32 protein-coding genes are annotated in these 25,717 nt (G+C 58.3%); all 32 read right to left on the bottom strand.

Translation table 11 applies throughout. The annotated features are described in order from the left end of the window. Window position 1: 1 nt before the first annotated feature. The 32 genes from ACP6EK_RS01050 to fliF are packed head-to-tail and all read right to left on the bottom strand — an operon-like array spanning window position 2 to window position 25,716. A complete protein-coding gene (locus tag ACP6EK_RS01050) occupies window positions 2-325 on the bottom strand; it encodes a TetR family transcriptional regulator (RefSeq protein WP_438316658.1) in 324 nt (107 codons plus the stop codon). Continuing rightward, a complete protein-coding gene (locus ACP6EK_RS01055; protein ID WP_438316661.1) occupies window positions 316-1,761 on the bottom strand; it encodes a DUF342 domain-containing protein in 1,446 nt (481 codons plus the stop codon). Before ACP6EK_RS01055 ends, ACP6EK_RS01050 begins: the two co-directional genes overlap by 10 nt. Continuing rightward, the gene (locus tag ACP6EK_RS01060; RefSeq protein ID WP_438316664.1) at window positions 1,733-2,509 is read right to left on the bottom strand and encodes a sigma-70 family RNA polymerase sigma factor; all 777 of its coding nucleotides are present in this window, start codon (window positions 2,507-2,509) and stop codon (window positions 1,733-1,735) included. Before ACP6EK_RS01060 ends, ACP6EK_RS01055 begins: the two co-directional genes overlap by 29 nt. Next, window positions 2,506-2,739 carry a hypothetical protein gene (locus tag ACP6EK_RS01065; protein ID WP_438316667.1) on the bottom strand — a complete coding sequence of 78 codons (234 nt, stop codon included), beginning with the start codon at window positions 2,737-2,739 and terminating at the stop codon, window positions 2,506-2,508. The genes ACP6EK_RS01060 and ACP6EK_RS01065 overlap by 4 nt, the downstream gene beginning before the upstream one ends. Further along, window positions 2,736-3,212: a chemotaxis protein CheD gene (locus tag ACP6EK_RS01070; protein ID WP_438316669.1), complete on the bottom strand. Its 477-nt coding sequence runs from the start codon at window positions 3,210-3,212 to the stop codon at window positions 2,736-2,738. Before ACP6EK_RS01070 ends, ACP6EK_RS01065 begins: the two co-directional genes overlap by 4 nt. Window position 3,213: 1 nt before the next feature. Then, window positions 3,214-3,837: a chemotaxis protein CheC gene (locus ACP6EK_RS01075; protein WP_438316672.1), complete on the bottom strand. Its 624-nt coding sequence runs from the start codon at window positions 3,835-3,837 to the stop codon at window positions 3,214-3,216. 3 nt (window positions 3,838-3,840) lie between these two features. Further along, window positions 3,841-4,641, bottom strand: a complete 801-nt coding sequence (locus ACP6EK_RS01080; RefSeq protein WP_438316675.1) for a CheR family methyltransferase — start codon at window positions 4,639-4,641, stop codon at window positions 3,841-3,843. After that, entirely contained in the window at window positions 4,622-5,680 is a 1,059-nt protein-coding gene (locus tag ACP6EK_RS01085) for a protein-glutamate methylesterase/protein-glutamine glutaminase (RefSeq protein WP_438316678.1), read from the bottom strand. Before ACP6EK_RS01085 ends, ACP6EK_RS01080 begins: the two co-directional genes overlap by 20 nt. Beyond that, a complete protein-coding gene (locus ACP6EK_RS01090; RefSeq protein ID WP_438316681.1) occupies window positions 5,677-6,327 on the bottom strand; it encodes a flagellar brake protein in 651 nt (216 codons plus the stop codon). The genes ACP6EK_RS01085 and ACP6EK_RS01090 overlap by 4 nt, the downstream gene beginning before the upstream one ends. Continuing rightward, on the bottom strand, window positions 6,324-8,372 hold the full coding sequence (gene flhA / locus ACP6EK_RS01095) for a flagellar biosynthesis protein FlhA (RefSeq protein WP_438316684.1): 2,049 nt from the start codon (window positions 8,370-8,372) through the stop codon (window positions 6,324-6,326). The genes ACP6EK_RS01090 and flhA overlap by 4 nt, the downstream gene beginning before the upstream one ends. Next, a complete protein-coding gene (gene flhB / locus ACP6EK_RS01100; RefSeq protein ID WP_438316687.1) occupies window positions 8,369-9,439 on the bottom strand; it encodes a flagellar biosynthesis protein FlhB in 1,071 nt (356 codons plus the stop codon). The genes flhA and flhB overlap by 4 nt, the downstream gene beginning before the upstream one ends. Window positions 9,440-9,493: 54 nt before the next feature. Then, window positions 9,494-10,261, bottom strand: a complete 768-nt coding sequence (fliR, locus tag ACP6EK_RS01105; protein WP_438316689.1) for a flagellar biosynthetic protein FliR — start codon at window positions 10,259-10,261, stop codon at window positions 9,494-9,496. A 6-nt stretch (window positions 10,262-10,267) separates the two neighbouring features. Then, window positions 10,268-10,537 (bottom strand): flagellar biosynthesis protein FliQ, encoded by a 270-nt coding sequence (fliQ, locus tag ACP6EK_RS01110; protein ID WP_438316692.1) that lies wholly within the window; start codon window positions 10,535-10,537, stop codon window positions 10,268-10,270. A gap of 6 nt (window positions 10,538-10,543) precedes the next feature. Continuing rightward, a complete protein-coding gene (fliP, locus tag ACP6EK_RS01115; RefSeq protein ID WP_438318794.1) occupies window positions 10,544-11,263 on the bottom strand; it encodes a flagellar type III secretion system pore protein FliP in 720 nt (239 codons plus the stop codon). Between the two features lie 40 nt (window positions 11,264-11,303). After that, window positions 11,304-11,747 (bottom strand): FliO/MopB family protein, encoded by a 444-nt coding sequence (locus tag ACP6EK_RS01120; RefSeq protein ID WP_438316695.1) that lies wholly within the window; start codon window positions 11,745-11,747, stop codon window positions 11,304-11,306. Further along, the gene (gene fliY / locus ACP6EK_RS01125; RefSeq protein ID WP_438316698.1) at window positions 11,744-12,772 is read right to left on the bottom strand and encodes a flagellar motor switch phosphatase FliY; all 1,029 of its coding nucleotides are present in this window, start codon (window positions 12,770-12,772) and stop codon (window positions 11,744-11,746) included. The genes ACP6EK_RS01120 and fliY overlap by 4 nt, the downstream gene beginning before the upstream one ends. Then, complete coding sequence (fliM, locus tag ACP6EK_RS01130; RefSeq protein WP_438316701.1) at window positions 12,769-13,755, bottom strand: flagellar motor switch protein FliM; 987 nt, start codon at window positions 13,753-13,755, stop codon at window positions 12,769-12,771. Before fliM ends, fliY begins: the two co-directional genes overlap by 4 nt. A gap of 11 nt (window positions 13,756-13,766) precedes the next feature. Continuing rightward, on the bottom strand, window positions 13,767-14,252 hold the full coding sequence (locus ACP6EK_RS01135; RefSeq protein WP_438316704.1) for a flagellar basal body-associated FliL family protein: 486 nt from the start codon (window positions 14,250-14,252) through the stop codon (window positions 13,767-13,769). A 13-nt stretch (window positions 14,253-14,265) separates the two neighbouring features. Continuing rightward, a complete protein-coding gene (locus ACP6EK_RS01140) occupies window positions 14,266-14,985 on the bottom strand; it encodes an OmpA/MotB family protein (RefSeq protein ID WP_438316707.1) in 720 nt (239 codons plus the stop codon). An 11-nt stretch (window positions 14,986-14,996) separates the two neighbouring features. Beyond that, window positions 14,997-15,818, bottom strand: a complete 822-nt coding sequence (locus tag ACP6EK_RS01145) for a motility protein A (protein WP_438316710.1) — start codon at window positions 15,816-15,818, stop codon at window positions 14,997-14,999. 3 nt (window positions 15,819-15,821) lie between these two features. Beyond that, on the bottom strand, window positions 15,822-16,046 hold the full coding sequence (locus ACP6EK_RS01150; protein WP_438316713.1) for a flagellar FlbD family protein: 225 nt from the start codon (window positions 16,044-16,046) through the stop codon (window positions 15,822-15,824). A 44-nt stretch (window positions 16,047-16,090) separates the two neighbouring features. Then, on the bottom strand, window positions 16,091-17,308 hold the full coding sequence (locus ACP6EK_RS01155) for a flagellar hook protein FlgE (protein ID WP_438316716.1): 1,218 nt from the start codon (window positions 17,306-17,308) through the stop codon (window positions 16,091-16,093). Continuing rightward, window positions 17,305-17,697: a hypothetical protein gene (locus tag ACP6EK_RS01160; RefSeq protein WP_438316719.1), complete on the bottom strand. Its 393-nt coding sequence runs from the start codon at window positions 17,695-17,697 to the stop codon at window positions 17,305-17,307. The genes ACP6EK_RS01155 and ACP6EK_RS01160 overlap by 4 nt, the downstream gene beginning before the upstream one ends. Next, window positions 17,694-18,086, bottom strand: a complete 393-nt coding sequence (locus ACP6EK_RS01165; RefSeq protein WP_438316722.1) for a flagellar hook assembly protein FlgD — start codon at window positions 18,084-18,086, stop codon at window positions 17,694-17,696. Before ACP6EK_RS01165 ends, ACP6EK_RS01160 begins: the two co-directional genes overlap by 4 nt. Window positions 18,087-18,097: 11 nt before the next feature. After that, window positions 18,098-19,498, bottom strand: a complete 1,401-nt coding sequence (locus ACP6EK_RS01170; RefSeq protein WP_438316725.1) for a flagellar hook-length control protein FliK — start codon at window positions 19,496-19,498, stop codon at window positions 18,098-18,100. Window positions 19,499-19,502: 4 nt separating this feature from the next. Continuing rightward, window positions 19,503-20,165, bottom strand: a complete 663-nt coding sequence (locus ACP6EK_RS01175) for a MotE family protein (protein WP_438316727.1) — start codon at window positions 20,163-20,165, stop codon at window positions 19,503-19,505. Between the two features lie 2 nt (window positions 20,166-20,167). Continuing rightward, window positions 20,168-20,638, bottom strand: coding sequence for a lytic transglycosylase domain-containing protein (locus ACP6EK_RS01180; protein WP_438316729.1), 471 nt, complete (start codon window positions 20,636-20,638; stop codon window positions 20,168-20,170). Further along, a complete protein-coding gene (locus ACP6EK_RS01185) occupies window positions 20,623-21,090 on the bottom strand; it encodes a flagellar export protein FliJ (protein ID WP_438316732.1) in 468 nt (155 codons plus the stop codon). The genes ACP6EK_RS01180 and ACP6EK_RS01185 overlap by 16 nt, the downstream gene beginning before the upstream one ends. Further along, window positions 21,087-22,406 carry a flagellar protein export ATPase FliI gene (gene fliI, locus ACP6EK_RS01190; protein ID WP_438316735.1) on the bottom strand — a complete coding sequence of 440 codons (1,320 nt, stop codon included), beginning with the start codon at window positions 22,404-22,406 and terminating at the stop codon, window positions 21,087-21,089. Before fliI ends, ACP6EK_RS01185 begins: the two co-directional genes overlap by 4 nt. After that, window positions 22,399-23,100, bottom strand: coding sequence for a FliH/SctL family protein (locus ACP6EK_RS01195; protein ID WP_438318797.1), 702 nt, complete (start codon window positions 23,098-23,100; stop codon window positions 22,399-22,401). Before ACP6EK_RS01195 ends, fliI begins: the two co-directional genes overlap by 8 nt. A gap of 1 nt (window position 23,101) precedes the next feature. Next, the gene (fliG, locus tag ACP6EK_RS01200) at window positions 23,102-24,118 is read right to left on the bottom strand and encodes a flagellar motor switch protein FliG (RefSeq protein WP_438316738.1); all 1,017 of its coding nucleotides are present in this window, start codon (window positions 24,116-24,118) and stop codon (window positions 23,102-23,104) included. A gap of 5 nt (window positions 24,119-24,123) precedes the next feature. Then, on the bottom strand, window positions 24,124-25,716 hold the full coding sequence (gene fliF, locus ACP6EK_RS01205; protein WP_438316740.1) for a flagellar basal-body MS-ring/collar protein FliF: 1,593 nt from the start codon (window positions 25,714-25,716) through the stop codon (window positions 24,124-24,126). Between the last annotated feature and the right edge of the window lies 1 nt (window position 25,717).

Below are 25,717 nucleotides of genomic sequence, written 5' to 3' on the forward strand. Positions count from 1 at the left end.
CCTAAGCCGTCGTGTCGATGAAATGCCCAAGCTCACCGGAATCTTTGCAGTGCTCAGACACCTGGACTTCGGTCCTTTGCCGAGAGGAAGCCCTCGCCTTTTCCCCTCTCTCCCTTTCCTTTTTCTTCTTTTCCCTCCACTCACTCCTCTGTGCCTGCGGCGAAGAGGCCACGGCCTCCTCAACCTGCTGTGCTTGCCGGGCAAGCTCCTGAGCGAAAACCTGCCCCTGGGCACTCAGGGCACCTTCTTGAACTCGCTGCACCCGGGCAACCTCAGGCGCCCGGGTGACGACATGCTGCATGTTGACCGGGTCGATCACGACCATCCCTCCTTCACCCGGGGCCGCTCGAAGGACCCGATGACCACATCTTTATCCTTCTCGTAGAAGGAAGCGTAGACGATTTCGTCCCGCACGATGTAGGTGAACTTCCCGATGGTGATGCGGACCTGAGGGTACACTCTCTCCTCAACGAGCACCTTTCCTTCATGGTGCTCGAAGATCTCCTCGATTTCTGCCAGCCGCTCTGTAGAGATTTTCTCCTGTTCCCGGGCAAGCTCATAGGCTTCCTTCGCTTTCCTCAGCGCCTCAAGGAGTTTTGGCTCAAGACAGGCTCCGCTTTTTTGCTTTCGCCAGGCAAGCTGAAAAACCTTCTCCGCTTCCTGGATGGTCTCCTTAGCCCTTTTGAGGTTGTCCCGAATTCTCCTCAATTCCTCCTGGAGCTCAGGATCAAGACCCACAACCACCTCGGTTCTCGTCCCCATGGGGGATCCCAGAACCTTCACCCAGACGAGATTCCCCGCTTTTGCTACCCCGCCAACGAGAAGTCCCTTTTTCCCCCGGACGATCACATTCCTCCCCGCCGAGAGGAAGCTATGGAGCGCCGCCTCCTCCACCAGGATATCTCCCCGAGCCTTCACTGTGGCATTCTCCACCACCCGCACGATGACGTTTCCTTCTGCCTCCACCACACCTTTCTCCCCTCCAAAAAACCCCCTCCGGATGCGAACGTTTCCCCCAGCCTTAACGGTCGCCGCCTCAACGCTCTCCCAGACCTCGACATCCCCCTCAGCAAAGACAGAAAACCCTGAGCGCACCGTTCCCCGCACCACCACCGACCCGACGAAATGGACATCCCCGGTCTTCGGCCCCACATCACCGTCGATCTCAAAAAGGGGGAGAACGGAAACGACCTTCCCCACCACCACCGGGCGCCCCGAAACCTTGGCAATGGCTTTCTCCCCACCCTCGACAAGCTCCACGTTCTTCCCCACCCGGATTTTTGCCGGACGCCCGGGAGGTGCAGGAACCTCCTTCCCGAAGACATTCTTTCCCGGGATGCCTTCTTCCGGAGGAACGAGCTCGGCCACGAGATCCCCTGCCCGGACCTCGGGGATGTGGAGGATACCGAAGAGTTCCTTCTGGCTTTCTGGCTCCTCAAGGAAATCCCGGTGGACTTCCTCTTCGAAGAGGTACCGGACTTCTCCATCTTTCCCGCGCTGGGGCCGAATGCCCTCAGCGACAAGGTAGCAACCAGAATTCGTAAGAAGCAGTTTCCCCCGCTCCTGCACTTCTTTCGTGAGACCATAAACGATGCCTTTGCGATGGAGGTACTCTTCAAGCTCCTCGTAGGGGGCAAGGTCGTCTTCTGTGAGGGGTTTTTTGACCACGATTTCTGCCCGCATGCCATCGGTGGGCACAAGAAGCTGGAAAAACCCATCCTGCTCCAGACCATCAAGGAGCCTTTTCTCGTCTTTCTCCACGCTGCCTTCCCTCCCACTCCTCAAGACGTACTCGAAGACGAAGGAGAGTTCGGGCAAGAATCTGGGAAACCCTTCCTTCGCTCACCGAAAGCACCTCGCCAATTTCCCTGAGGGTCAGACCCTCAAAGTAGTAGAGGCTCAGGATGAGCCGTTCCCGCTCAGGCAGCTCATCAATGAGTCGTCCGAGGTACTCGAGAAGCTCCCGGTCCTCAAGCACCTCCGAAGGGTCAGGTACCTCCCCAAGGCCCTCGCCCTCGATCTCTTCTTCCTCTCCGAAAAACAGTGCCGGCTTCCCCTGCTCCACAAGCCAGGTGATTTCCCGAAGAGAAAGCCCTGTGACTTCCGAGAGGTCCTCAAGGGTGGGTTCTTTGCCTTTGTCTTTCTCCCACCGGCGCCAGGCTTCAAGCACCCGACGCAGATCCTGGCGTTCACCCCGGGTGAGGGGGTCGAGACTCCGGAGGTAATCGAGAACAGCCCCCCGGATGCGGGAGAGGGCATAGGTCTCAAAACGTACGCCCCTTTGGGGTTCAAACCGGTCAAGGGCCTGCAAAAGCCCAAGGATACCGTACCCCTCGAGGTCTTCCCGGTCAATGTACGGGGGGAGGAGGTAGAGAATGCGGCCCACGACGATTCGCACGAGAAAAAGGTAGTGTTCGAGAAGCTTTTCCCGGGAAGCCTTATCGCGCCGGGTGAGGAAATCGCGCCAGAGTTTCTCTATATCCTCAGACTTCTCGACGATGTTCATCATGAGCTCTCACCTGTCTTGTCCTGGGGGATGCCCTGCCGCATGATCCAGAAAAAGTAGGCAAAGAGGAGGGCATACACCACCCCGAAGAGTATGGGAAGTCGCACGCTTAAAGCCCAGAGGCTCATGCCCCGAAGTATCCCCCAGACCGCATACCCCAGGACGAACGCCCAGGCCCCAAGAAGGGCGAAAAGCTGTGCCAGGTTCTTTCGGTACCGTCCCTCGTCCCTCATATCACCATGACATCCCGCCCAAGGATTTTGACCTCGAGCCGACCATCCTCAAGGTAGAAGAAAATGCTCCGCCCCCGGTTCCCTCCAATATCCTCGCCTTTTAGGGGAATTCCAAGGACCTTCAGGGCTTCTCTGACCGCCTCGGCGTTGCGCTTGCCAATGTCAAAAAGCGTATCCGCCCCAGAGAACATCTTCGCTCCTCCAGAAATCTTGGCGAAAATATTCCGCCGACTCGCCCCCGCTCTTTCAACCTCCGCAAGGAGCGCTGGAACCGCCGTGTCGGCAAATTTAAAGGGATTGCTCTGGCCGGGGAGGTGTTCGGGGAGAAGAACATGCACCATCCCCCCGATCCTCCGCACCGGATCGTACAGGCACACCCCTACACAGGAACCAAGCCCAAGGACACAGAGGACGTCCTCTGGGTCGTTGCTCACCCGGTACTCCGCCATACCGACAGCGATTTTCCGTGCCATGTCACACAACCCCTAAGGCCTGAAGGATGATCTCTAAAGACCCCGTGTCCGGGATGAGCATGAAGTACCCAGTAATTCGGTCCTCTTCCTCCACGAAAACCGTCTCGATGAGGAGGGCGTAGTCGCTGTGTTGGGAAATTTCGATGAGGACGACGTCCACAATGGCGCCGGCCATATCCACGGCGATAGCGGGAACGGAGTGGTTGAGGTGGAGCCCGGTGAAATCCGCCAGAGCCGAAAGGTACGAGGACGATAGAATATTCCCAATTTCCCCCATGGCCGATGAGGCGAGCTCATCCATGGAGAGAATCTGGTCCCTTGAGGGTGCCATATCTCCAAGGAGGATGCGCATGATTTTCAGGGCATCGTCAATGGTCATAACGAAGAGGATGTGCCCGGTAAGGGCGCCGAAAACGCTCAGGTATACCCCCAGGACCTCTTTTTCTGGTCCCCCAAGCCACTCAGGGACGTCTTTTAAGGGGAGAATCCTAACGAGAGGCACCTCCATGTTGACCCTCTTCCCCACCATCTTGGAGAGGGCTGTAGCTGCATTCCCCGCACCGATATTTCCGATTTCCTTCAGGGCGTCAAGCTGCATCTCGTTGAGGTCTTCAAAGAGGACCATCGCTCACCCCTTCCCCTCTTTCCGGTAAAAAAAGGGCAGAACGTACCGGAGCCCGAAATTTCCAGGATTGGCAATCCGTTCCGTGCTCCCAATCCAGAGATACCCTCCCACCCTGAGGGCTTCAGAAAGCCTGCGGAAGGCCACCTCTTTGGCCCGATCCTCGAAGTAAATCACGACGTTCCGACACACCACGAGGTCAAAGACTTCCCGCACCGGATCCTGGAGGAGGTCGTGGTGCTCGAACACCACGCGCTTTTTCAGAAAAGGCGCAATCTGAAAGCGGCCATCGTCAAGCCGCTCAAAGTAGCGGGCGAGGCACTCAGGTGGAACATTCCCCAGGTACTGCTCCACGTACACCCCTCGTCTTCCCTGTTCTAAAGCGTCGTCGTCAATGTCGGTGGCCCAGATGCGATAGGGCTTTTTGACCCCCATCTCCTCAAGGAGGATGGCAATGGAGTACGCTTCGCTCCCCACCGAACACCCGGCGCTCCAGATGCGGAGCACCGGTCCACCGCCTGAAAGAATCTCGGGGAGAACGCGCTGCCGCAGGTCCTCAAAGCGCTCGGGGTTCCGGAAGAACTCCGAGACGTTGATGGCGAAACGGTTCTTGAAGTCCTCGAGAACTTCAGGCCTGGTCTCAAGAAGCCTCACGTACTCGGCCACATCCCTTGCCCCTGCCCGGAGCATGATGAAGTGCAGCCGGCGGCGGAGCTGATTCTCCTTGTAGTAGGAAAGGTCAATCCCGGTGAGCCGGCGAACCACATGCCGCAAAAGCGCCAGATCCTCACTCCGTATGGTCTCCACGGCGATCCCACTCCACGATGGCCCTGCCAATCTCCTCGATGGGGAGCACGAGATCCGCAAGGCCCTCCTCGATAACCGCCCGGGGCATGCCGAAAATGAGAGAGGTCTTCTCGTCCTGGGCAATCACCGTTCCCCCCCGGGCCTTGAGCTTCCGGCAACCCTCAAGGCCGTCCTTCCCCATGCCAGTGAGGATCACGGCCAGCACCCGGTCACCGAAGACCTCAACGAGAGAGGAAAGGGAAATATCTGCGCAGGGCTTCAGGCCCTTGAGTGGGGGACGGTCATCAAGCACCAGGCGCCGGTCACCGTTCACGATGAGATGCTTCCCTCCGGGGGCCAGGAAGGCGTGGTTGACGAAAATCGCCTCTCCCCCCTGGGCCTCCCGCACCGGGAAAGGCGCAAGGTCGCTCAGGCGGTCAGCCAAGCTTTTCGTGAAACCCGGGGGCATGTGCTGGACAAGGACCATGCCGCTTTGGCGCAGAGGCGAAAGACCCTGCACGAGAACCTGCAGGGCCTTCGGTCCCCCAGTTGAAGAAGCCACAAAGACCACCCGCTGGGACTCACGCCGTACCTCTTCCCTGTGAACGCGTTTCTTCAGCGCTCCGGTACATCCTGCGCACTCCCGAACCCGCTCAAGGGGAATGGTGCTCACGGCCTTCACCTTCTGGATGATCTCCTCCTTTTTCCGGTCAATATCCAAGGAAATCGCTCCCGAAGGTTTGGGAATGAAATCGAGCGCCCCAAGCTCAAGCGCCTGCATGGTGATCTCGCTTCCTTCCTGAGTCAGGGCGCTGAGCATGATGACCCGGAGAGGCCGCTCAAGCAGGACTTTCCTCAGGAATTCCAGGCCGTTCATACGGGGCATCTCCACGTCAAGGAGCACCACATCGGGGGAAGCAGTGGGAAGCATCTCCAGCGCCTCCATCCCATCCCGGGCTAGGGCCACCACCTCGATTTCCGGATCGGTCTCCAAGAGATCCTTCACTATCCGCCGCATGAACACCGAATCGTCCACCACCATGACCCGTACCGGCTTCATCGCTTCAAAAGCCCCTTTCTCCGGAGTTCAACCTGTTTCTGGAAGATGTATTTGATGATATCCTCCCGGTCCCGATCGGTGATTTCGCTGAACTGGAAGGCGTAAAGCCCCGGACCGTCTTTCCGTACTACCTGAGCCCGGCCAACGATGTCTTTGCCGTCAAGGGACAGAAGAAAGAGGAGCTCTTCTTTAGGCTCGAAAACATCCCGTCCCTCCCGCAGCTGCACGAGCATCCCTCCACCGCTGATGTTCTTCGTGGTGCCCGGAAAGGCCTTTTCGGCTTTTTTCAAAAGAACCGGAAGCACCGCCTCAAAACGAACGTAGTTGCGGCGCTGTTTGCGAACGACCTTCTCAGGCATGGCGAAAACCACGTAGGCGATGTTCCCCCGCTTGACCCGATCCTGCACTTCCCCCTCAAAGAAAAAAACTTCGTTGTCGCCGATGACGTACACCTCGAGGGTCTCGCCAATGCCCACCGGGACAAGCGTTCCCCGCTCCTGGGGCGCAGCAAACCAGAGCCTTTCCCCATTCACGAACTCAATGCGGCTTGGGTAGTACACAACTTCGGTCTCCCCTCTGTCATTCCGCCGACGCACCCCAAGGCTCGCCTTGCGATTCGGCCGGAAAATGCGCTCCGCCTCCATCATTCTTCTTCCTTCACAACCCCCTCCACCCGGACCTCCACATCCCGGGGAATCTCTTCAAAGGCCAGGACCACAAGTTGCGGCAAGGAACCAGAAAAGAGATTCCGGATGCTCCTCCTCATTTTACCAGGAACAAGGAGGATTGGGAAATGCCCAAGACCCGCCATCTGTTCCATCTTCCTCGAAAGGCTTCCCAGGATTTTCCGGAAGCGCTCTGGGGAGAGCACCTCCTCTCCAGCAAAGACTCGACCGAGAAAGGCCTCAAGGTTGGCATCGAGGGTGAGCACATGGAGTTTCCTATCGTCTCCCAGGTACTGCCGGATGATGCTCCGGGAGAGCCTCCGTCGCGCCGCCTCAATGAGTTCGTCAATGCTCTTTGCCTGTCTTGCGGCATCGGCTAAGGCTTCAAGGATGAGCACAAGGTCACGAATGGGAACCTGCTCCGCTAAAAGCCCCTGCAGGACCTTCTGCAGGTCTCCTAAAGACAGCACATGGGGGATGAGTTCATCCACCACAGCCTGGTTCACCCGTTTCACCTGTTCAACGAGAAGCTGCACATCCTGCCGAGTGAGGAGTTCAGCCGCGTGGGATTTCAGAACCTCTGCAAGGTGAGTGATGAGGACCGATTCCGCATCAACCAGGGTGAACCCTGCGATTTCTGCCGTTTCCTTCTGTGCCTCGCTCACCCAGTACGCCGGGAGGTGAAAGGCCGGCTCCCGGGTGGGAATGCCCTCGATGGGGACCGCCTCTCCCTGGGGATGGAGCGCCAGATAATGGCGGGGCAAAATTTCTCCCTGGGCAACTTCGACCCCCCGGATTTTGATCACGTACTGGTTGGGGCGAAGGCGAAGGTTATCCCGTACCCGAATGGGAGGAACCACAAATCCCTTGTCTTTAGCCATGTTGATGCGCATCTGGGTAATTCGCTCAAGAAGGGTCCCTCCGCTCTGAGGGTCCACAAGGGGAACCAAGGCGTACCCAATCTCGAGCTCGACCGGGTCCACTTCGATGAGGCGGGCAATCTCCTCAGGACTCTTGGGGAGCTCCTCTTTCTTCGGCGGCTGGGGTGGCTCTTTCCTGGGCTTTTCCCGACCCTGTACCAGGAAGAGCGCCCCGGCGAGGCTGGCAAGAAGCAGAAAGGGCACCTTCGGGAGACCCGGAACCGCTCCAAGGAAAAGGAGTAAAAGCGCGGTCAAAAGCACCGCCCGGGGGGTCTGGGTGAGTTCCCTCGTAACATCCTGCCCGAGGTTCTCCTCGCTTGCCGCCCGGGTGACGATAAGGCCGCTTGCGGTGGAAATGAGGAGGGCCGGAATCTGGGCCACAAGGCCATCACCAACCGTCAAGAGGGCATAGGTCTGGAGGGCATCCTGTAAGTTCAGACCCCGCTGCACCACCCCAACCACAATGCCCCCCAGGAAGTTGATCATGGTGATGATGAGGCCAGCAATCGCATCGCCCCGAACGAACTTGCTCGCCCCGTCCATGGCCCCGTAGAAATCGGCCTGCCGCTCAATCTCCCGGCGCCGGCGACGAGCCTCCGCTTCATCGATGAGTCCTGCATTCAGGTCGGCATCAATGCTCATCTGTTTCCCCGGCATGGCATCGAGGGTGAACCGGGCCGCGACCTCGGCGATGCGGTTGGCGCCGTTTGTAATGACCACAAACTGGATGATGACGAGGATGAAAAAGACGATGAATCCGACGACGTAGTTCCCTCCTACCACGAACTGCCCGAAGGCGGCAATAAGCCTCCCCGCATAGCCCTGGAGGAGGATGAGCCGGGTTGTGGAGACATTGAGAGCCAGGCGAAAGAGGGTGGCAAAAAGGAGCAGCGAGGGGAAGACCGAGAACTGGAGGGGATTCGTGATGTAGGTGGTGACAAGGAGGGTCATGACCGAGAGGGTGAGGTTACAGCTCAAGAGGAAATCAACGAAGAACGGAGGAAGGGGAATCACCATCATGAGGATGATGAGGATGAAAAGGAAGGCAAAGAGGAAGTCACTGCTTCTTGTCGTTCGCTCAAGAACCCGCACAAGCGTTTCCCTCACAGGGACCTCCCCTCCCGAGCTGCCTGAAGGCGGTACACAAAGGCGAGGATTTCAGCCACCGCCCGATAGAGGAAATGAGGAATCTCCTGACCAACCTCACAGAAACGGTAGAGATCCCAGGCCACTTCCCTGTTCTCCACGATGGGAACACCGTGTTCCCGGGCAATGGCCTTGATTCTCTCGGCAAGGAGCCGCTTCCCCTTGGCCACAAGGACCGGAGCCCGCATCTTCCCCCGCTCATACCGCAACGCACAGGCCACGTGCACCGGATTCGTGACCACCACCTGAGCCTTCGGCACCTCCTGCATCATCCGCCGGCGCGCGAGCTCCCGCTGACGGGCCCGAAGACGGGACTTCACAAGCGGGTCTCCTTCAGTTCGCCGGTACTCTTCCTTGAGTTCTTCCTTGGTCATCCGGATATTCCGCTCGTACTCAAAGCGCTGGTAAAAAAGGTCAAAAAACCCCACGGCGAGGAAGAGCCCTCCAAGGTACAGCCCAAGTTTTCTTACGAGCCCCCCAGAGGCCCGGAGAGCCTCCAGAAGCTCCATCCCCAAAAGGTCCCCGAAAACCGGCAGTGACCCCCGAAGAACGACATAGGCGAGGAGGATTCCCAGGAGAGTTTTCAGGGCCACCTTGAGGAACTCCACAACCGTGCGAAGCGAAAAGAGCCGCCCCATGCCCTGCAGGGGGTTCACCTGGTCAAAGCGGGGCCGAAGCCGCTCGAAGGAAAACACAAAGCCCGTCTGCACGAATCCCAAGAAAACCCCCATTCCCAGGGCCAGGGCCACAAAAGGTGCTACAGCCTGCACGAAGTACGACCCCCCAAGGCGGAGTACCGAGCTTGCCCAGGAGAAATCCGGGGAAGGAGGAAGTCGCTCCGTCCAGAGCACTGCAAAGCACTCCTCGAGCTTCCGGGCAGAGTGCGGAAGCAGAGCCCCTAAGGCGAGGAAAAGCGAGAGGAAATGGAAACTGCTTGAGAAATCGACGCTTACGGGTACCTGGCCTTTCTTCCTCAGCTCTTCCCGGCGCCTCGGCGTTGGGGCTTCGGTCTTCTCCTGGGCAGGCATGGTTACCCTCCTGAGGCTTCTTCCAGCTTTTGTGGATAAAAAAATTTGCCACCTTCAGGGAGCACCAAGCACGCGAAAGAAGGCCCGAACGAAAAGATCCAGAGCATTCTCAAGAACGGGGAAAAGATACGGCAGTGTCGAAAGCGCGATGAAGAACCCAACACCGATATTCAGAGGAAGACCCACGATGAAGACGTTCATTTGGGGAATGGCCCGGGAGAGCACGGCAAGGGTGAAGTTGGCAAGAAACAGCGCCACAACTACCGGTGCTCCAAAACGCAAAGCGAGCAACATCACCTCCCCCACAAGGCGCACGAACGAGGGGGCAAAATCCGCCTGCAGGGTGAAGGTTCCGGGGGGGATGAGAGTAAAGGAACGCACAAGCCCAAGAAGCGTCACCCGGTATCCTCCGGTTCCCAGGTAGTACATGGTGGCAAGGAGGAGGTAGAATTGCCCCATGACGGAAGACCCCAGGTTCGACAGGGGATCCACCACGTTCACGTAGCTAAAGCCCATCTGGAAGTCGACAATCTCTCCCGCAATCTGCACCGAGGAAAAGACGAGGTTCGTCACCACCCCAAAGACCACGCCCAGAAGCGCTTCCCGGAAAAGCGAAAGAAGGTACGCTCCAGAAAACCCTGGAAAAGTCGGAGCACTCTCCCGAACAAGGGGCAGACACAAAAACGCAAGAAACACGGAAAAGCCAATCTTCACATGAGGTGGGATGAGCCGGCTCTGAAAAATCGGAGCGGTGAGGAAGAGTCCAAGACAGCGCGCAAGAAGAAGCAAAAAGAGCAGGAAGTCTTTTAAAGAAAACACCATACCACTTCACCGGAAGAGCAGGGGGAGGTTCCAGAAAAGCTCCCGAGCAAAGTCAAGGAGTGTCCGGACCATCCAGGGCCCAAGGAGAACACCGATGACGATAACGGCAAGGATTTTGGGGACAAAGGTTAGGGTGAGCTCGTGGATCTGGGTTACGGCCTGGAAAATGCTCACGAGAATCCCCACGAGTAAAGCCACACCAAGGACCGGAAGGGCGATCTTGAGGACCACAAGGAGCGCTTCCTGCCCCACGGTGAAAAAGAGTTCTTCAGTCATGGTACCTCACCGGAAACTCAGAACGAGCCCCCGGGTGATGAGGGCCCAGCCGTCGATGAGCACAAAGAGGAGAATCTTGAACGGCAGGGAAATGAGCACAGGGGGGAGCATCATCATCCCCATGGACATGAGGATGCTCGCCACCACCATGTCGATGACGAGGAAGGGCACGTAAATGAGAAACCCCATGGTGAAGGCCGTCTTGAGCTCGCTCACGATGAAGGCTGGAATGAGCACATGGGTGGGGATGTCCGCCTGCGTTCTCGGTCGGGGGAGACCGGAAAGCGACACCATGAGGGCAAGGTCACGTTCTTCAGTCTGGCGAAACATGAACTCCCGGAGGATACCGATACCCCGCTCCAGAGCCTCTTTTTGGGAAATGGTCCCCGCAAAATAGGGGGCAAGTGCCTCGCTCTGGATACGGGAGAACGTCGGCGCCATAACGAACGCCGTGAGAAAGAGGGCAAGGCCGATGAGCACAGGAGTGGGAGGAATCTGCTGGGACCCCAGGGCATTTCGAACAAACCCGAGGACCACCACGATCCGGGTGAAAGACGTCACCATAACAAGCAGTGCTGGAGCAAGGCTCAGGATCGTAAGGAGCAGAAGAATCTGGAGAGAAAGGGCAAAGTCCTGGGGTGTGCCCTCTTTTGGGGGCTCAACGATGACCCGGGGCAGAAGAGGTAGAGGAAACTCCTGGGCCCCGGCCCGGGTAAAAAAGAGCACGAAAACGACCAGAAGACTCCAGAACGTCGCTTTGTGCCACTCAACTTGGGGGAGAGGATTTGCGGAAAATCCGCTCCAGATACCCCGAGAAACCCTCTGTTTTCGGCTGCTCCACGAGATCCTCAGCATCGAGCTCCAGAACCTCCCGTACCGTACTGCCCGTGTGGGCGATCACCACGATGCGTTTCCCTACCTCAAGGAGGTACAGGGTGAGATTCCCCCGCAGGGGCAGGACATCAAGGAGGCGCATGTAGCGGGAAGAGGAAAAACGAAGGCCGCCTCCTGAGTACCGGCGAAGGAGATACGAAACCCCCCAGAGCATACCCGCCACCACAAGAAAGGCAAGAAAAAAGCGAACGATACTCACTCCTTCCCCCCAGGACGAAGGAGGGGTGACTTCCGGAAGATGCAGTGCTTCTTCGGCAAAGGCCGCCTGAGAAAGGATAGCCAAAAACGCCACGAACCCCCAGAACACCCTCCTCATATTCGCGTCTCCCGGATGCTCCGCATCCGCTCCTCAGGGCTGACAATCTCTGTAATCCTGATACCAAAGTTCTCCTCAATCACCACGACTTCGCCCCGGGCAAAGAGGACATCGTTCACGTAGAGGTCCACCGGCTCTCCCGCGAGTTTATCGAGCTCAATGATGGATCCAGGGCCAAGGTCGAGAATTTCCCGTACCGAAAGCCTGGTCCTCCCAAGCTCCACCACAAGGGGCAGCGTCACGTCAAAGAGGAGCTCAAGATTTGCCCGTTCCTGAGATTCACCACGTTTTTTGAATTCCACGAACTCCACCGGCTGGGCCTTCACCTTTGCTCTCTCCTTCTCTTCGCGCCTGCCCCTTTCCTCCAGCGGCTCCTCCTGCACCTTTGCACTTCCCACCCCGGCAGATACCTCCTCCTTCGCCGCTTCTTCCGGCAAAAGCACGGCCACGATTTCCCGGGCAAAGGACAGGGGGACAATCTGGAGCATGGTGCTGTCGATGACACCCTCAACGCTCAAACGAAAATGGACCACCACGAAAAAGGGTTCTTTCTGGGCCTCAAGCCAGGTTCGCTCTGCCGCTTCAGCGTCCTGCCAGATGGTCTCGGGAGGAGAGATGTTGATGCGCCTTCCCAGAAAATCCGACATTGCCGTGCAGGCCGAGCCCATCATCTGGTTCATGGCCTCCGAAATGGCGCTCACTTCAATCTCCCCGAGAACTTCCGGAAGCCCTTCCTTCCCATCCCCTCCCATCATGAGGTTCACCATGACTTTCGCATCCTCCTCCTTCACGAAGAGGAGGTTCTCTCCCCGGAGCCCTTCCTGGTACACCACCCGAACGAGGAGGTGTCGCTCGGGGAAGAGTTCGGGAACCTTCTCCTTTGCTACGACCTCAACCTCGGGGACGGTGATCTCCACCCGTTTCCCCAGAAGGCCACTCAGGGCCGTAGCCGCTGACCCCATGGAGATATTGCCGAGTTCTCCAACAACATCCCGTTCCTGAGCACTCAGGATTTCCTCGCTCATTGCCCTTCCTCCTCCACGTACTCGGTGACTTTCACCGCCAGGCGCCGGCCACTTCTTCCTGGAAGCCCTCGCATTTTCACCCGTTTCCCCACGTAAATCTCAAGAGGTTCATGAACCCTCCGGTCAAGGAGTAGAACGTCCCCAACCTCAAGCGCAAGGAGTTCCCGAAGCCGGATATGGGCCTCCCCAAGCTTCACCCAGACCGGAAGCTGAACCCGCTGGATCCAGTACCTGATGTTCTCCTGAGCCCTGGCGTCGTAGCTTTTCCGGGAAGCGAACCACAGGGAAGCGCTGAGCTTCTGCGTTATGGGTTCCACGACGATGTACGGGATACAGACCGTCATGACTCCACTCCGCTCCCCTACCTCGACCTCGAAAGAAAAAAGCACCACCATGTCATTCCCCGAGACAACTTGCACAAATTCGAGGTTCGACTCTAAGTTCTCTACCCTCGGATCGATCTGGTAGATGTTTGCCCAGGCTTCTTTAAGGGCACTCATGAGCCGCTCCACAACTTCGAGCATGATCCGGTTCTCAATTTCCGTGAGGGGACGAAGATGCCCAGGAGGTGCCCCCACCCCTCCAAGGAGCCGGTCGATCATGGAAAATACCACGTCAAGGCTCATCTGCAGGATACACCGTCCCTCAAGAGGAGGGATGGAGAAAACGCAGACGAAAGTGGGGCTGGGAACAGAGCGCACGAACTCATCGTAAGTGAGCTGGTCCACGGAAACAAGGTCAACCTGCAGGCGGCTCCGCAGAAACCCTGCGAGATTCGTTGCCCCGAGGCGAGCAAAGGTGGAGAAAATCATGTGGAATGTCCGGATCTGGTCTTTAGAGAACTTCTCCGGACGGCGGAAGTCGTAAACCTTGAGACGGACCTCGGGTTTTGCCCCTTCTTTGATTCTCTCCGCTTCCGCTGCGCCGGAGCTCAGTGCTCGAAGCAGGGCATCAATTTCTTCCTGCGAGAGGATTTCCCCCATGTTCCCACTCCCTATTGCATGACAAAGTCCAGGAAGTACACGCTCTCCACTTCCCCCTGGGTAAGCATCCCGTTGATGCGCTCGGCGATGAGGCGCTTCAGGCGCTCTTTGCCTTCGGGAGTCGCCAAATCTTCAGACGTCTGGGCACTGAGGATCATGATGATGGCATCCCGAATCTCCACGCTCTTTTTCCGGAGCTCGTCCTCGGCCTTCTGATTGCTCAAGGCGACGCTAATGACCGCCTTGAGGTAGCGGAGGTTGTCCTTGTCCGCAAGGTTCACAAGGAAATTCCCCTCAAAGGTGTAAATGATGGGTTCCTTTGCCCGAACCTTTCGGGGTGCGTCTCCTTTCGGTGCAAGGAACCCGCTCTGTTTCAGGAAATTGTACCCCATGAAGCCCACCATGGCGAGGACAAGGATGAGCAGGATGCTCTTTAGCGAAAACCCCTTCTTTTCTTTCTTTTCTTCTCCGGCAACCTCTTCTGCTCTCTTCGCCATCGGTCCCTCCTCCCTACTCCTCCCGGAGGATAACCACCTCAACCCTCCGGTTCTTCCGCCGGTTCTCCTCACTCGTGTTGGGAACAAGAGGACGGTACTCTCCATATCCTACCGCAATGAGACGCTCAGGGGGAATCCCCTGCTTCTCGATGAGGTACCGCAAAACGGCAATCGCCCGGGCTGCAGAGAGCTCCCAGTTTGAGGGGAATTGAGGCGTGTTGATGGGAAGGTCACAGGTGTGCCCCTCGATGCGGACAGCGTTGGGAATCTTCTTCAGGACTTCAGCAAGGGCATCGAGAACCGGAATCATCTCCGGACGGAGGTTTGCTCTGCCGATGTCAAAGAAGACGTTATCGAGGAAGGTCACCACAAGCCCCCGCTCATCAATCCGGACGCTCACCTTTTCCGGTGAGAGTTGCGCTTCCTGGATGAGCTTTCGCTCAATCTCCTTCATGAGCCCGACGAGTTTCAGCTGTACCACCCCTGATGGACTGAGCTGGCTCGGGGGTTTGGGAACGGGGATTTCTGAAGGGGAAAACACCCGCGGTCCTCCTTCAAGGACACCTAAAGCCCCCTGAATGGAGGACACAATCTCCTTGAACCGGGCAACGTCAATGGTAGAAAGGGCAAAGAGAAGGACGAAAAAGCACAAAAGCAGCGACATGAAATCCCCATAGGTCAGCGCCCAGAGTGGTGCACCAGGCGGCGCTTCTTCCTCGCGCTTTCTTGGCACTGGAACTCACCTCACGCCTCTCTCGTTTGCCGGAGGGGAATGACCCGTTCCTGGCCCTCCCGGGTCCGTTCAAACTGCTCCCGGATTTCCGGAGCAAAGAAGGATTTGAGCTTCTCCTCAACAATCCTTGGGTTATCCCCGGCCTGAATGGAGAGGATGCCCTCGATGATGACCTCTTTGAGGAGTATCTCCTGAGCGCTCCGGAGTTTGAGTTTATTCGCCACCGGAAGGCAGAAGAGGTTCGCGATGAGCGCCCCGTAGAGGGTGGTGAGGAGGGCCACCGCCATTCCCGGCCCGACCTTCTTGGGGTCGTCAAGGTGAACGAGCATCGCCACAAGACCAATGAGGGTTCCGATGAGCCCAAAGGCCGGGGCAAAACTCGCCATGGTCTCAAACACCGCCCGTCCGGTTTTGTGACGTTCCTCCATGAAGAGGAGTTCCGTCTCGAGGATGCTTTTGAGAAGCTGGGGATCTGTGCCGTCCACTACAAGCTGAATGCCCTTTTTGAAGAAGGGGTCATCAAAGCGGTTCGCTTCCTCCTCAAGCGCCAGGAGCCCTTCCTTTCTTGCCTTCTCCGCCAGCGCCACAAGCGTCCCGATGATTTCTGAAGGGTCGGGGAGCTTCTCCTGCATGGCAATCTGGAAGAGCTTCATCGCCTTCATCACCTGGTTGAGGCGAAAGCTGATCATAGTGGCGGCCAACGTCCCCCCACCGGTGATGAGGATGGAGGGGATGTTGATGTAAATCTGCATGTTCCCTCCAGCAGAGCTCAGCATGCCCCAGAAAACGAGAACAATCCCGATACCGAGTCCGGCCAGCGTCGCTATGTCCATGGCTTACTCCTCCGTTCTTTCCTCCAGGGTTCCGATGAGAATCTTCCCCACTCCCGTTTTCCTCCGGAATGCCACAATCCGGTCGATCACCTCCTCGACTTTCTCCCGCACCACGTACTTCTTCCCCGTCACCAGGGAAATGACCGTATCCGGCGTGGCCTCAATGGTCTCGATGAGATCCGCATTGAGCACGAACACCGAGCCGTTGAGCCTCGTGAGCGCAATCACTCCCTCTCACCCCCAGAAGGGGGGAGGTTATCTCCCCCCTCACGTTACCGCTTGATGTTGATGAGGTCCTGGAGCATTTCATCGGACGTGGTGATAACCCGGGAATTGGCCTGGAATCCCCGCTGGGTCACAATCATGTTGGTGAACTCCTGGGCCAAATCGACGTTGGACATCTCCAAGGCCCCCACGGCAATGCTCCCCCGGCCACCGGAATTCGCCGGACCGATGCTCGGAAGTCCGGAGTTATTGGAAATCTGGTAGAGGTTACTCCCCTGCTTGAGCAGTCCCCCGGGGTTGGGGAACGTGGCCAGGGCGATTTGAGCCAGGGGCTTAGACTGGCCGTTCGTAAAAATCCCGGTGATGACCCCGTTGGAGTCTGTGGTCACCATGTCCAAAGACCCTGCTTCGTACCCATCCTGGAAGCTGATGTACGCTGAGGGGTTCCCGCCAAACTGGGTGAGCGCTGAGAAATCGATGGTAAGGTTGAGCGCGTTCGCCCCGGGAATGGTGAATGCCGCCGTTCCAGTCCCTCCTGAAGCCACAAGACCGTCGGTCCCAAAGGTGATGGTTCCAGAACCCCCCACCCCTCCCCCGTCAAGGGTGGCTTCCCAAGTCCATTCATTGGAATTCGTCGCCTTTGTAAACGTAACGGTGAGGGTGTGGACGTTCCCCAGGGAGTCGTACACCTGGGCACTGGTTACCCAGGTAGCACCGCTTGCGGCATTCGCATCCAGGTTTCCTTCAAAGGTGATGTTCTCGGTGGCCTTCGGCTTCATCTGGGCCCCCACAGGGATAAAGATGTCCTGGAGGGCTTTTGTGGTATCGATGATGCCGTTGGCGTCAGCCAGCCATCCCTGAACCCTCAAGCCGCTTGAGTTCACGAGAGCACCATCGGCAGAGAGCTTGAAGGCGCCATCCCGGGTGTAGTACACCTGGCGCCCGTCGCTCACCACGAAGAACCCATCCCCCTGAATGGCAAAGTCCGTGGGGTTATCGGTTGTCTGTAACCCTCCCTGGGTGAAGAGGGTGTCGATGCTGCCGATACGCACCCCAAGGCCCACCTGCTTGGGGTTCACCCCTCCGGTTCCCCCGGCCTGAGGGCTTCGGGCGCCTTCGATGGTCTGGCTCAGGATATCCTCAAACGTTACCCGGCTGGCCTTGAAGGCCACGGTGTTGACGTTGGCGATGTTGTTACCGATGACGTCCATCCGGGTCTGGTGGTTCTTGAGACCGGAGACCCCGGAAAACAACGACCGCATCATGGCTTCTGAACCTCCCTTCCGCAGGCCCCCGACTCTGCGGACCGGCCTGCCGTATTCATGAAAAGCGCAGAATCGATATGGGTAAAGACCCGATTTTCGTTCTCCACACAGGTGATGACGGTGCGCTCCGGGACGTTCACCACAAAGGCGACGCCGTCAACGACGATCAGCGACGTTCTGCCACCCTTGGCTTCAAGAGTTCGGAGGCCTTCCTCGAGTTTCTCTTTGACCTTTTGGGAGAGCGGGATGGCCCGCTCCTCGAGCCTTCGCCTCGCGTGCGCTGAAAAGACAATTTCCTGGTCAAGGACACGCTCAAAAGGAAGGGTGCTGCCCTTTTGCGAGGGAGAGCTTCGAGAACCTTCGGCAACGCTTCGCACCCGCTCAATCATGTACCCTCAACCTCCACGAGGTCTGTGACCAGGTACGGTGAATCCCCCAAAAGCACGTACACTGCTTCATCCCGAAGCATCACCCCCGAGACAACCCCGCTCGTCCCATCCTTCAGGGTCACCGCTTTCCCCACCAGGTTCCCTGCCTGGATGAGGAGAAGGGCGACCATGCTTTTGTTCAGGTTCTGGATGCCCTCAACCGTTGAGAACTGGGCAAGCTGCAGGGCAAGCTCCTGGTCCCCCAAGGGTTCCAGGGGGTTCTGGTACCGGAGCTGGTACACAAGGAGCTTCAAAAAAGCGTACTTGTCAAGGGTTGTCCGGCTCTTCGACGTCGGGGTTTCTGTGACGTTTCCCGAAGGTACACCCTGGATTCCGGAAAGCGATGCCATCGCCCTCACCCCTACACCAAGAGATTCACCCGAGAAACCTCCGGATCCTCAAAGGGCACCTCATCATCTCTGTCCCTCTCTGAAGCCCGAGCCCACCGGAAGTTTGAAAAAGCGTACGCATTCCGACTATCTCCAAAGAAGTTTGCGAAAGGCATCCCCAAAGCGTTGCAGTGCGCTTCAAGGGCCGGCAGGTATTTTAGGAGGAGTTCCCGGGTTCCAGGGTCAGCCACTTCCCAGAAGCAGCGAATCTGCCCTTCCCGCTCCTCAAGGCGGACGACGATAGACCCAAGGTGTTCCGGTTCAAGACGGAGCACCACTTCCTTCCGGCCCCTCGTTTCCGAGGCCACCTTCAGCACCTCTTCAAAGACCTGAGCAACCTCTTTGGGAGAGGTCACCGAAACCCTGACGTCCTGAGGCATTGTACCTTCTGTGTTTTTTGCCGGGGCGAAGGAAGGCGTCATGCCCTCCTCAGAAGAGGTGGTGCTGTCTTTCGCCGTGTCTTTCTTCATCCCAAGGACCGGGGTAGCGGCTTTTTCCTCGAAGGACGTGGCCGTCTCCGGAGAAGTCGCGGAGTCTCCCTGCTGGGAGAACCCGGGGTGCTTCCGGGAAGAAGCTTCAGGAGCTTCCGCGAAGGCTTCGTCTTGACCCTCAGAAGGGACATCCTGCACCAGAGACTCACCTTCGGCAACCAAAGAAGGAGCAGTGCCTTGGGTTGGGAGTTCATTCTCGGTGACCGGAGAGGAAGCGTTCTCCAGCACAACTTCTGGTTCATCCATACTTTCCTGGACGGGAACACCTGTCACCTCCACGGCGGATACCGCAGCTCCGCTTTGCCCGTTTTCCGGCGATGACCACCCACACTGGAGCCTGGCGCACTGGGGCTTTTCTTCTGAGTTTCCTACAATCCACGCCTTGAGGTTCTCAAAGAGCATGGTGAAGAACTCCACAAGGGCTTCCTTCTTCCCCCCGATGGAGAAGGAGAACACCCCATGGGTATCCCGGGCGCCACTCACGGTCACATCGCCCTCCCCGAGGCGAAGCGTCACGGTGAAGCTCTCCACCATCTCCAGGGCATCGGAAAGGAGCGTGGAAAACTCCTGCAGGGGATCCTGGACCTCTTCTGCCTCCAGGGAGGCCGCACCCGGGCAACTCAGGGATACGCTACTCTGGGTGCTCAGAGGGCACGGAAGAGGCGCATTCTCCGGACTTTCTGTGCTCCCGCACGAAGCGCCACAGGACTTCGTCACGGGGAACAGGTACGGTACGGCGAAAAGACCGGCATTCTTCAAGTACGCCTCAAGGAACGCGCTGAAATCCCCCGCGCCCGCCGGTACGGCCTTTTTGACTGAGCCTTCGCCCGGTACGAATCCCTCAAGGGCCGGGATACCGGGAATACAGAAGCAACCGCTCATCCTGTCACCTCCCCTCACGCATTTTCTTCAAAACCGACGCGGCTTTCTCCACACTCATGGCGTTGAGAATCCGGGCCGCATCCCGCTCTTTCATGGCGGAAAGAACCTGCACCACCTCCTCATCACTCCATTGCTCTAGGATTTTCGCCGCATCCTTCGGCTCCATGGCACTGTAAATCCGGGCCACCCGGGAGAGGTTCCCCGAAGGAGACGGGGAGGGAGAGGGAACCTCGGGGGGAACTCTGGGAACCCCCACCGTCTCCTCCGTCGCCTCAGGCAGCGGACTCACCACCACCGCCACCGGAGATTCCTGAACGCCTTCTTCCTGAATCTCTCCGTTTCCTCCCTCACCTTCTGCAGGAGGTGTGTTCTCAAGGGTTGGCCCCGGATACAGGACTTCCGGCGTCCCAGAGGGCAGCGCCATCTCGGAGGCAGTCTCCCGCTGGGCCTCGACTTTGCCTTTCCCAAAAGGGAGAAACCGCAAAAATGGGAGGTCGACCATCCCGGTGAACTGGAGAAAGACAAGAAAGGTCACACCAAAGACGAGAAGCAAAAGCACCGTCTCCCCTGCGTTCCCCTTCTTCTTTGGGGTCTTCGTTGAGCTGACACTCCCAGCGGTGACTTTCTCCCGGGCTATCCGGGGCGCCTTTTTCCCTTTCTTCTCCACCCTTAACCCTCCAGGACTTTCCGGATGAATTCCCGGGTCTCTTCAAAGGGGGGAACCCCTCCGTACTCTCGCACCTTTCCGGGACCGGCATTGTACGCCGCAAGGGCGAGTTCCAGACTCCCAAAGCGGTCGAGGAGCCCCCGGAGGTACCGTACCCCTCCTTCGATGTTTTCCCGAACATCAAAAGGGTTCACAACCCCAAGATCCCGACACGTTTCGGGCATAAGCTGCATGAGCCCCATAGCCCCCTTGGGTGAAATCGCCCTGGGGTTCCCACCCGACTCCACCTGAATGAGCTTGCGAACGAGCGCCGGGCTCACCCCGTACTTTTCTGCGCACTCGGCGATGACCTCCTCAAAGGAGGGCGAAGAAGAACCCGCAGCACGGGTTTCTGCCCGTTTTGGACTACGGACACCGAACCGTCGTTCAATCTCTTGAATGCGAGAAAGTACTCGCGCTACATTCCCGAACACCGGTCCTCCCTCCGGGCATACCGCTGCACGGCAATCTCATCAAGGGCCTTCTGGTTATTCCGCTCAACCTCCACAGTGAAACGCTCGTAATCCTTTTCCCGGAGTTTCTCCAGAACCCTCCGCTCCATGGCAGCGGCAACGAGTTCCTCTCGGGTCTGGCGAATCTGCTCCTCGAGGGAACGGAGGTACATCCGCAGCCGCTCCACCTTCAGCCGGAGGTTCTCAAGGCACCGCTCATAGAAGATTTCCTCTTCAATGGCCACGGCTCCTTCTTGCTCACGCTTTGCCCGCCTTTCCGAAAGGAGTGCCCGCTCTTCTTCCTCCATGGCAGAGAGGTGCGCCCGCTGGGACTCGGCAAGGCGTTCAAGCTCGGCGAGTTTGACTTCGATGAGCTCCTCCTTCAGTCGACAGGTATCGAGAACTTTCTGGAGCCGGAAGTGATACCCCTTCATCCGACAACCTCCCCGAAGAGTTCTTCAAGCCGCCTGAGGGTCTCCTCAAAGGGCGCAGGTTCATCAATTCCCTGGCGGAGGAACTCCCGAACCCGGTCGATCACAGAGAGCGCATAGTCAATCCGGGGATTGGACCCCCGCTCGTAGGCTCCGATGTTGATGAGATCCTCCGCATCCTGGTACACCGAGAGCACCTCCCGAAGCTTCTGGGCCATGGCCTGGTGTTTTGGGGTGGTGATATCGGGCATGAGACGGCTCACGCTCTGGAGGACGTCAATGGCCGGATAGTGGCCTGAAAACGAGAGCTTCCGGGACAGAACGATATGGCCATCGAGGATGGACCGCACAGTGTCGGCAATGGGGTCGTTCATGTCGTCCCCCTCAACGAGCACCGTGTACAGCGCTGTGATGGTGCCACAAGCAAAATTCCCCGTCCGTTCCATAAGACGGGGGAGCATGGTGAAGACCGAAGGAGTATACCCTCGGGTTGTGGGGGGCTCTCCCACCGCCAGGCCCAGTTCCCGCTGGGCCATGGCCAGGCGCGTCACGGAGTCCATCATGAAGAGGACGTCCTTGCCCTGGTCCCGGAAGTACTCGGCAATCGCGGTGGCGCAGAACGCCGCCTTAATACGCAGGAGGGGGGCCTGGTCGGAGGTCGCCACCACGATGCAACTTCTCTTCAGTCCTTCTTCCTTGAGGTCCCGCTCAATGAACTCCTTGACCTCTCGCCCTCGCTCCCCCACAAGGGCAATGACGTTCACCTCGCTCTGGGCCCGGCGGGCAATCATCCCAAGAAGCGTGCTTTTACCCACACCACTTCCCGCAAAAATCCCAACCCGCTGTCCTTTACCGCAGGTGAGGACAGCGTCAATCGCCCGGATCCCCAGGGGGAGAATCTCCCGGATGCGTCGCCGGGAGAGAGGGTTTGGGGGATCGCACTCCAAGGGGTATTCGTCCTCCACCTCAAGGGGTCCCTTCCCATCGATGGGCTCTCCCAGAGCATTAAGGACTCTCCCCAGAAGCCCCGCACCCACCTTGACCCGCCCCTTCTTCCCCAGGGCCACAACTTCGCTCCCGAGCTCTATGCCGTTGCGCTCTCCCAGGGGCATGAGGAGCGTCCGCTCTCCCCGGAAGCCCACGACCTCTGCCAGGACCTCCTTCCCACCTTCCCTGGAACGAATGGCGCAGACCTCTCCGAGACTGCAGGATGGTCCCTGGGCCTCAATCACAATCCCCACCGACTGCACCACCCTGCCGTTCACCCGGAGCGTCTCAATGTCCCGGAGGCGCTCAAGAACCCTCGCAGGGTCAAACATGGTCTCCCTCCTCGAGGATACGTGTTACTTCCTCCCGAAGCACGGCAATCTGGGTCTCCAGCCGGGCGTCAACGTTCCCAAACTGTGTTTCCACGATGCACCCACCCCGCCGTATCCTGGGATCCTCTTTCACTTCCACGAATTCCAGCCCCTCAACCTTGCGGAAGAGATCGTCCTTGAGGTCCCGCACAAGGAGACACTCCTCGGGGTTCACCCGGATCACCACCCGCTCTCGCTGGGACAGACGAAGGAGGGCTCGCACGATGGTCTCCTCCACAAAGGGTGCCCGTTCCGCCTCCCGACCAATCACCTTCTCTGCCAGGGCAAAGACGAGATCCAGGAGGGGTTCTTTCAGCGCCTGCCAGTTGAGTTCCCGCACCTTTCGGAGTTCCTTTATCCATCCCTCAAGAATACCCACCCGTTCCTCCCAGGCTCTACGCAGCGCCTCCCGGGCTTCATTCTCCCCTTTCCGTCGTCCCTCCTCCTCCGCCCTTCGACGGATGGCTTCTTCTTCGCTTCTGGCCTGCTCGAGGATGCGCTGGGCTTCCGTCTGAGCCTCCCTGAGGACCATTTCCCTGAGCTCTGCAAGCTCCTCAAGGGAGGGGAGAGGTCGACCCTCCCCGGCATGTCCGGATGGCTCGTCCTTTGGCCCCACAGGGAAAGAAGAACGGAGAAGCTCCACGCGCTTGTACACCTTAGACAATGATCTCGTCCTCCCCTCCACGGGCGATGACGATTTCTCCGGCCTCTTCGAGGCGTCTGATGACGTTCACGATTTTTTGCTGCGCTTCGTTCACCAGGCGCGCGCGCACCGGGCCCATGTACTCCATGTCTTCCTTGAGCATCTGGGCTGCTCGCTGGGACATATTCCGGAAGATTTTCTCCTGGACCTCCTGGGAAGCCCCCTTGAGGGCCAGGGCCAGGTCTTTGGTGTCGACCTGCCGCAGAACAAGCTGCACGGCCCGGTCGTCAAGGAGCACGATGTCCTCAAAGACGAACATCTCGGATTTGATCTCCTCGGCGAGGGTGGGGTCTTTCTCCTCAAGGGCTTCAAGGATGCTCTTTTCCGTCCCCCGGTCGCTTTTGTTGAGGATCTCGATGAGTTTCTTCTTCCCGCCCACCCGGGTGAAGTCCTGAACGAGGAAGGTGGAAATCTTTCGCTCAAGAACCGCCTCAATCTCCCGGACCACCTCGGGGCTTGTGCGGTCCATAAGGGCAATGCGCATGGCCACCTCCCCCCGTACGCTTTCCGGGAGATTGGCAAGAATCGTCGCCGCTTGCTCGGGCTTGAGGTACGAGAGAATGAGGGCAATGGTCTGGGGATGTTCTCCCTGGATGAAGTTGAGCAGCTGCAGGGGATCGGCCCGCCGCAGCGATTCAAAGGGTGTGACCTCGAGAGTTGCCGAAAGGCGGGAGATGATTTCCTGGGCCCGGTGTGGTCCCAGGGCTTTTTCCAGGAGTTGTCGGGCGTACTCGATCCCTCCCTGGGCGATGTAGTGCTGGGCAATGGCCATGTGGTAGAACTCGTTGACGACTTCGTCCCGGACTTCCGGAGGGACCTTCTCAAGCGTAGCAATTTCAAGGGTCAGATCCTCAATCTCCTCGTCGCTTAAGTGCTTGAGCACCTGGGCCGCAAGGTCTGGCCCAAGACTCACAAGGAGAATCGCCGCCTTCTGCCTTCCTGTGAGGTGTTTCCTTGGGACGATGGCCATACCCCTCACTCCTCACTCAGCCAGTTCCGGATGAGCTTGGCAACATTGGCCGGGCTGGTCTGGACGAGCTTCTGGATTTCCTCTTCCATCTGCCGCTGCAGCTCAAGACGCATGCGTTCTTCAGGAGTGAGCTCCGGCGGGCGAACCGAGGGGAGCTCTGTGACCTCCTCTTCGGGAGCCTCCTCGGCTTCATAGAATTCCGCCACCACTTCCTGAGGAGGGGTGGTGGCGGCAACGAGAATCCGCCGACCCAGGATGTAGAAAAGCAACGCCAGGAACACCACAACGCCGTACTTCAAAAGGAGATCAAGGAGGTCGGCAAATTTCTGCGCCGCCAGGGCTCGTCGCTCCTCTTCCCACATCGCCCGGTTGAAGGGGAGAGCCTCCACGATGAGGGTATCCCCCCGGGAGAAGTCAATCCCCGCCGCCGCCTGAACGACCGACCTCACCTTCTCTACAGCTTCAGGAGGGAGGGTGCTGTCCACGAGCACAGCTACCGAAAGCCGCTCAATCCTTCCCGGAGAAGAGCTGAATCGCTCCAGAATCCGGTTCACCTCGTAGTTCACCGTCGACTCCCGGCGGTTGTAGGTGCTCTGGGTACCTCGTTCTTCCGGTTCTCCGTACACGGGAATATTGGAAGCCACCCCCGCGGTACCTCCAGGAGGTGTGGCAGTACCTTCGTACCGTTCCTCGGTCTCCCTGGTACTTCGGACAATGCCCTCTCCTTCAAGGACCGGTTCAAAGACCTCCTTCTCTCCCTCCCGTCGTTCAAAGTTCAACTCAGCACTCACCCGAACCACGGCCTGTTCTTGACCCAGAACGCTCTCGAGCATCGTCTGGATTCTCCGGGTGAGCGTCTCCTCGACCTCACGCTTCACCTCAAGCTGCGTGGCCGTGAGATTGGCAAGGCCAAGAAGAGTCGTCCCTTCCTTCGTGCCACTTGCCAGGATATTCCCCCGATCGTCAACGATGGCCACACGCTGAGGATCAAGGCCTTCGACACTGTTAGCTACAAGGCGGGCAATGGCCTCAATCTGTTCTTCCTTGAGGGTTGCCCCAGGACGAAGCCGCAAAACCACCGAGGCCGTAGGTTCCTTCTTGTCCTCGGCAAAAAGCCGCTCCTCTGGGAGCACCACGTGCACCCGGGCCGCCTCAACCTCAGCAAGCTGCATGATGGTCCGCTCGAGCTCCCCCTGCAGGGCCCGCTGGTAGTTCACCCGCTGAAGGAAGCTCGTGAGCCCAAAGGTGTTCTTATCGAAAACCTCAAACCCCGTTCCCCGGGTGGGGAAACCTTTCTGGGCGAGCTTCATTCTGGCTTCATGGAGCCGATCCTGAGGAACCTCCACCACTGTTCCGCCACTTGAGAGACGATGGGGAATCCCGAGTTCTGCAAGAGTATCAACCACCCGGCCGGTCTCCTGCGGATCAGTGCTCCGAAAAAGCGGTGCGTAATCCGGTTTCCCGGAATAGAGGAAGAGCGTGATGAGGCCAGCGAAAAGAGCGGTGCTCACAAGGAGAAAGAGCACTCGCTGTGACTGGGTCATGCCTCCCCAGACGTTCTTCACCTGTTCTGTGAAATCCGCAAGGGGACTCCGCATT

The organism is Candidatus Caldatribacterium sp. SIUC1 (genome assembly GCF_051549785.1).
Taxonomy (GTDB): Bacteria; Atribacterota; Atribacteria; order Atribacterales; family Caldatribacteriaceae; genus Caldatribacterium.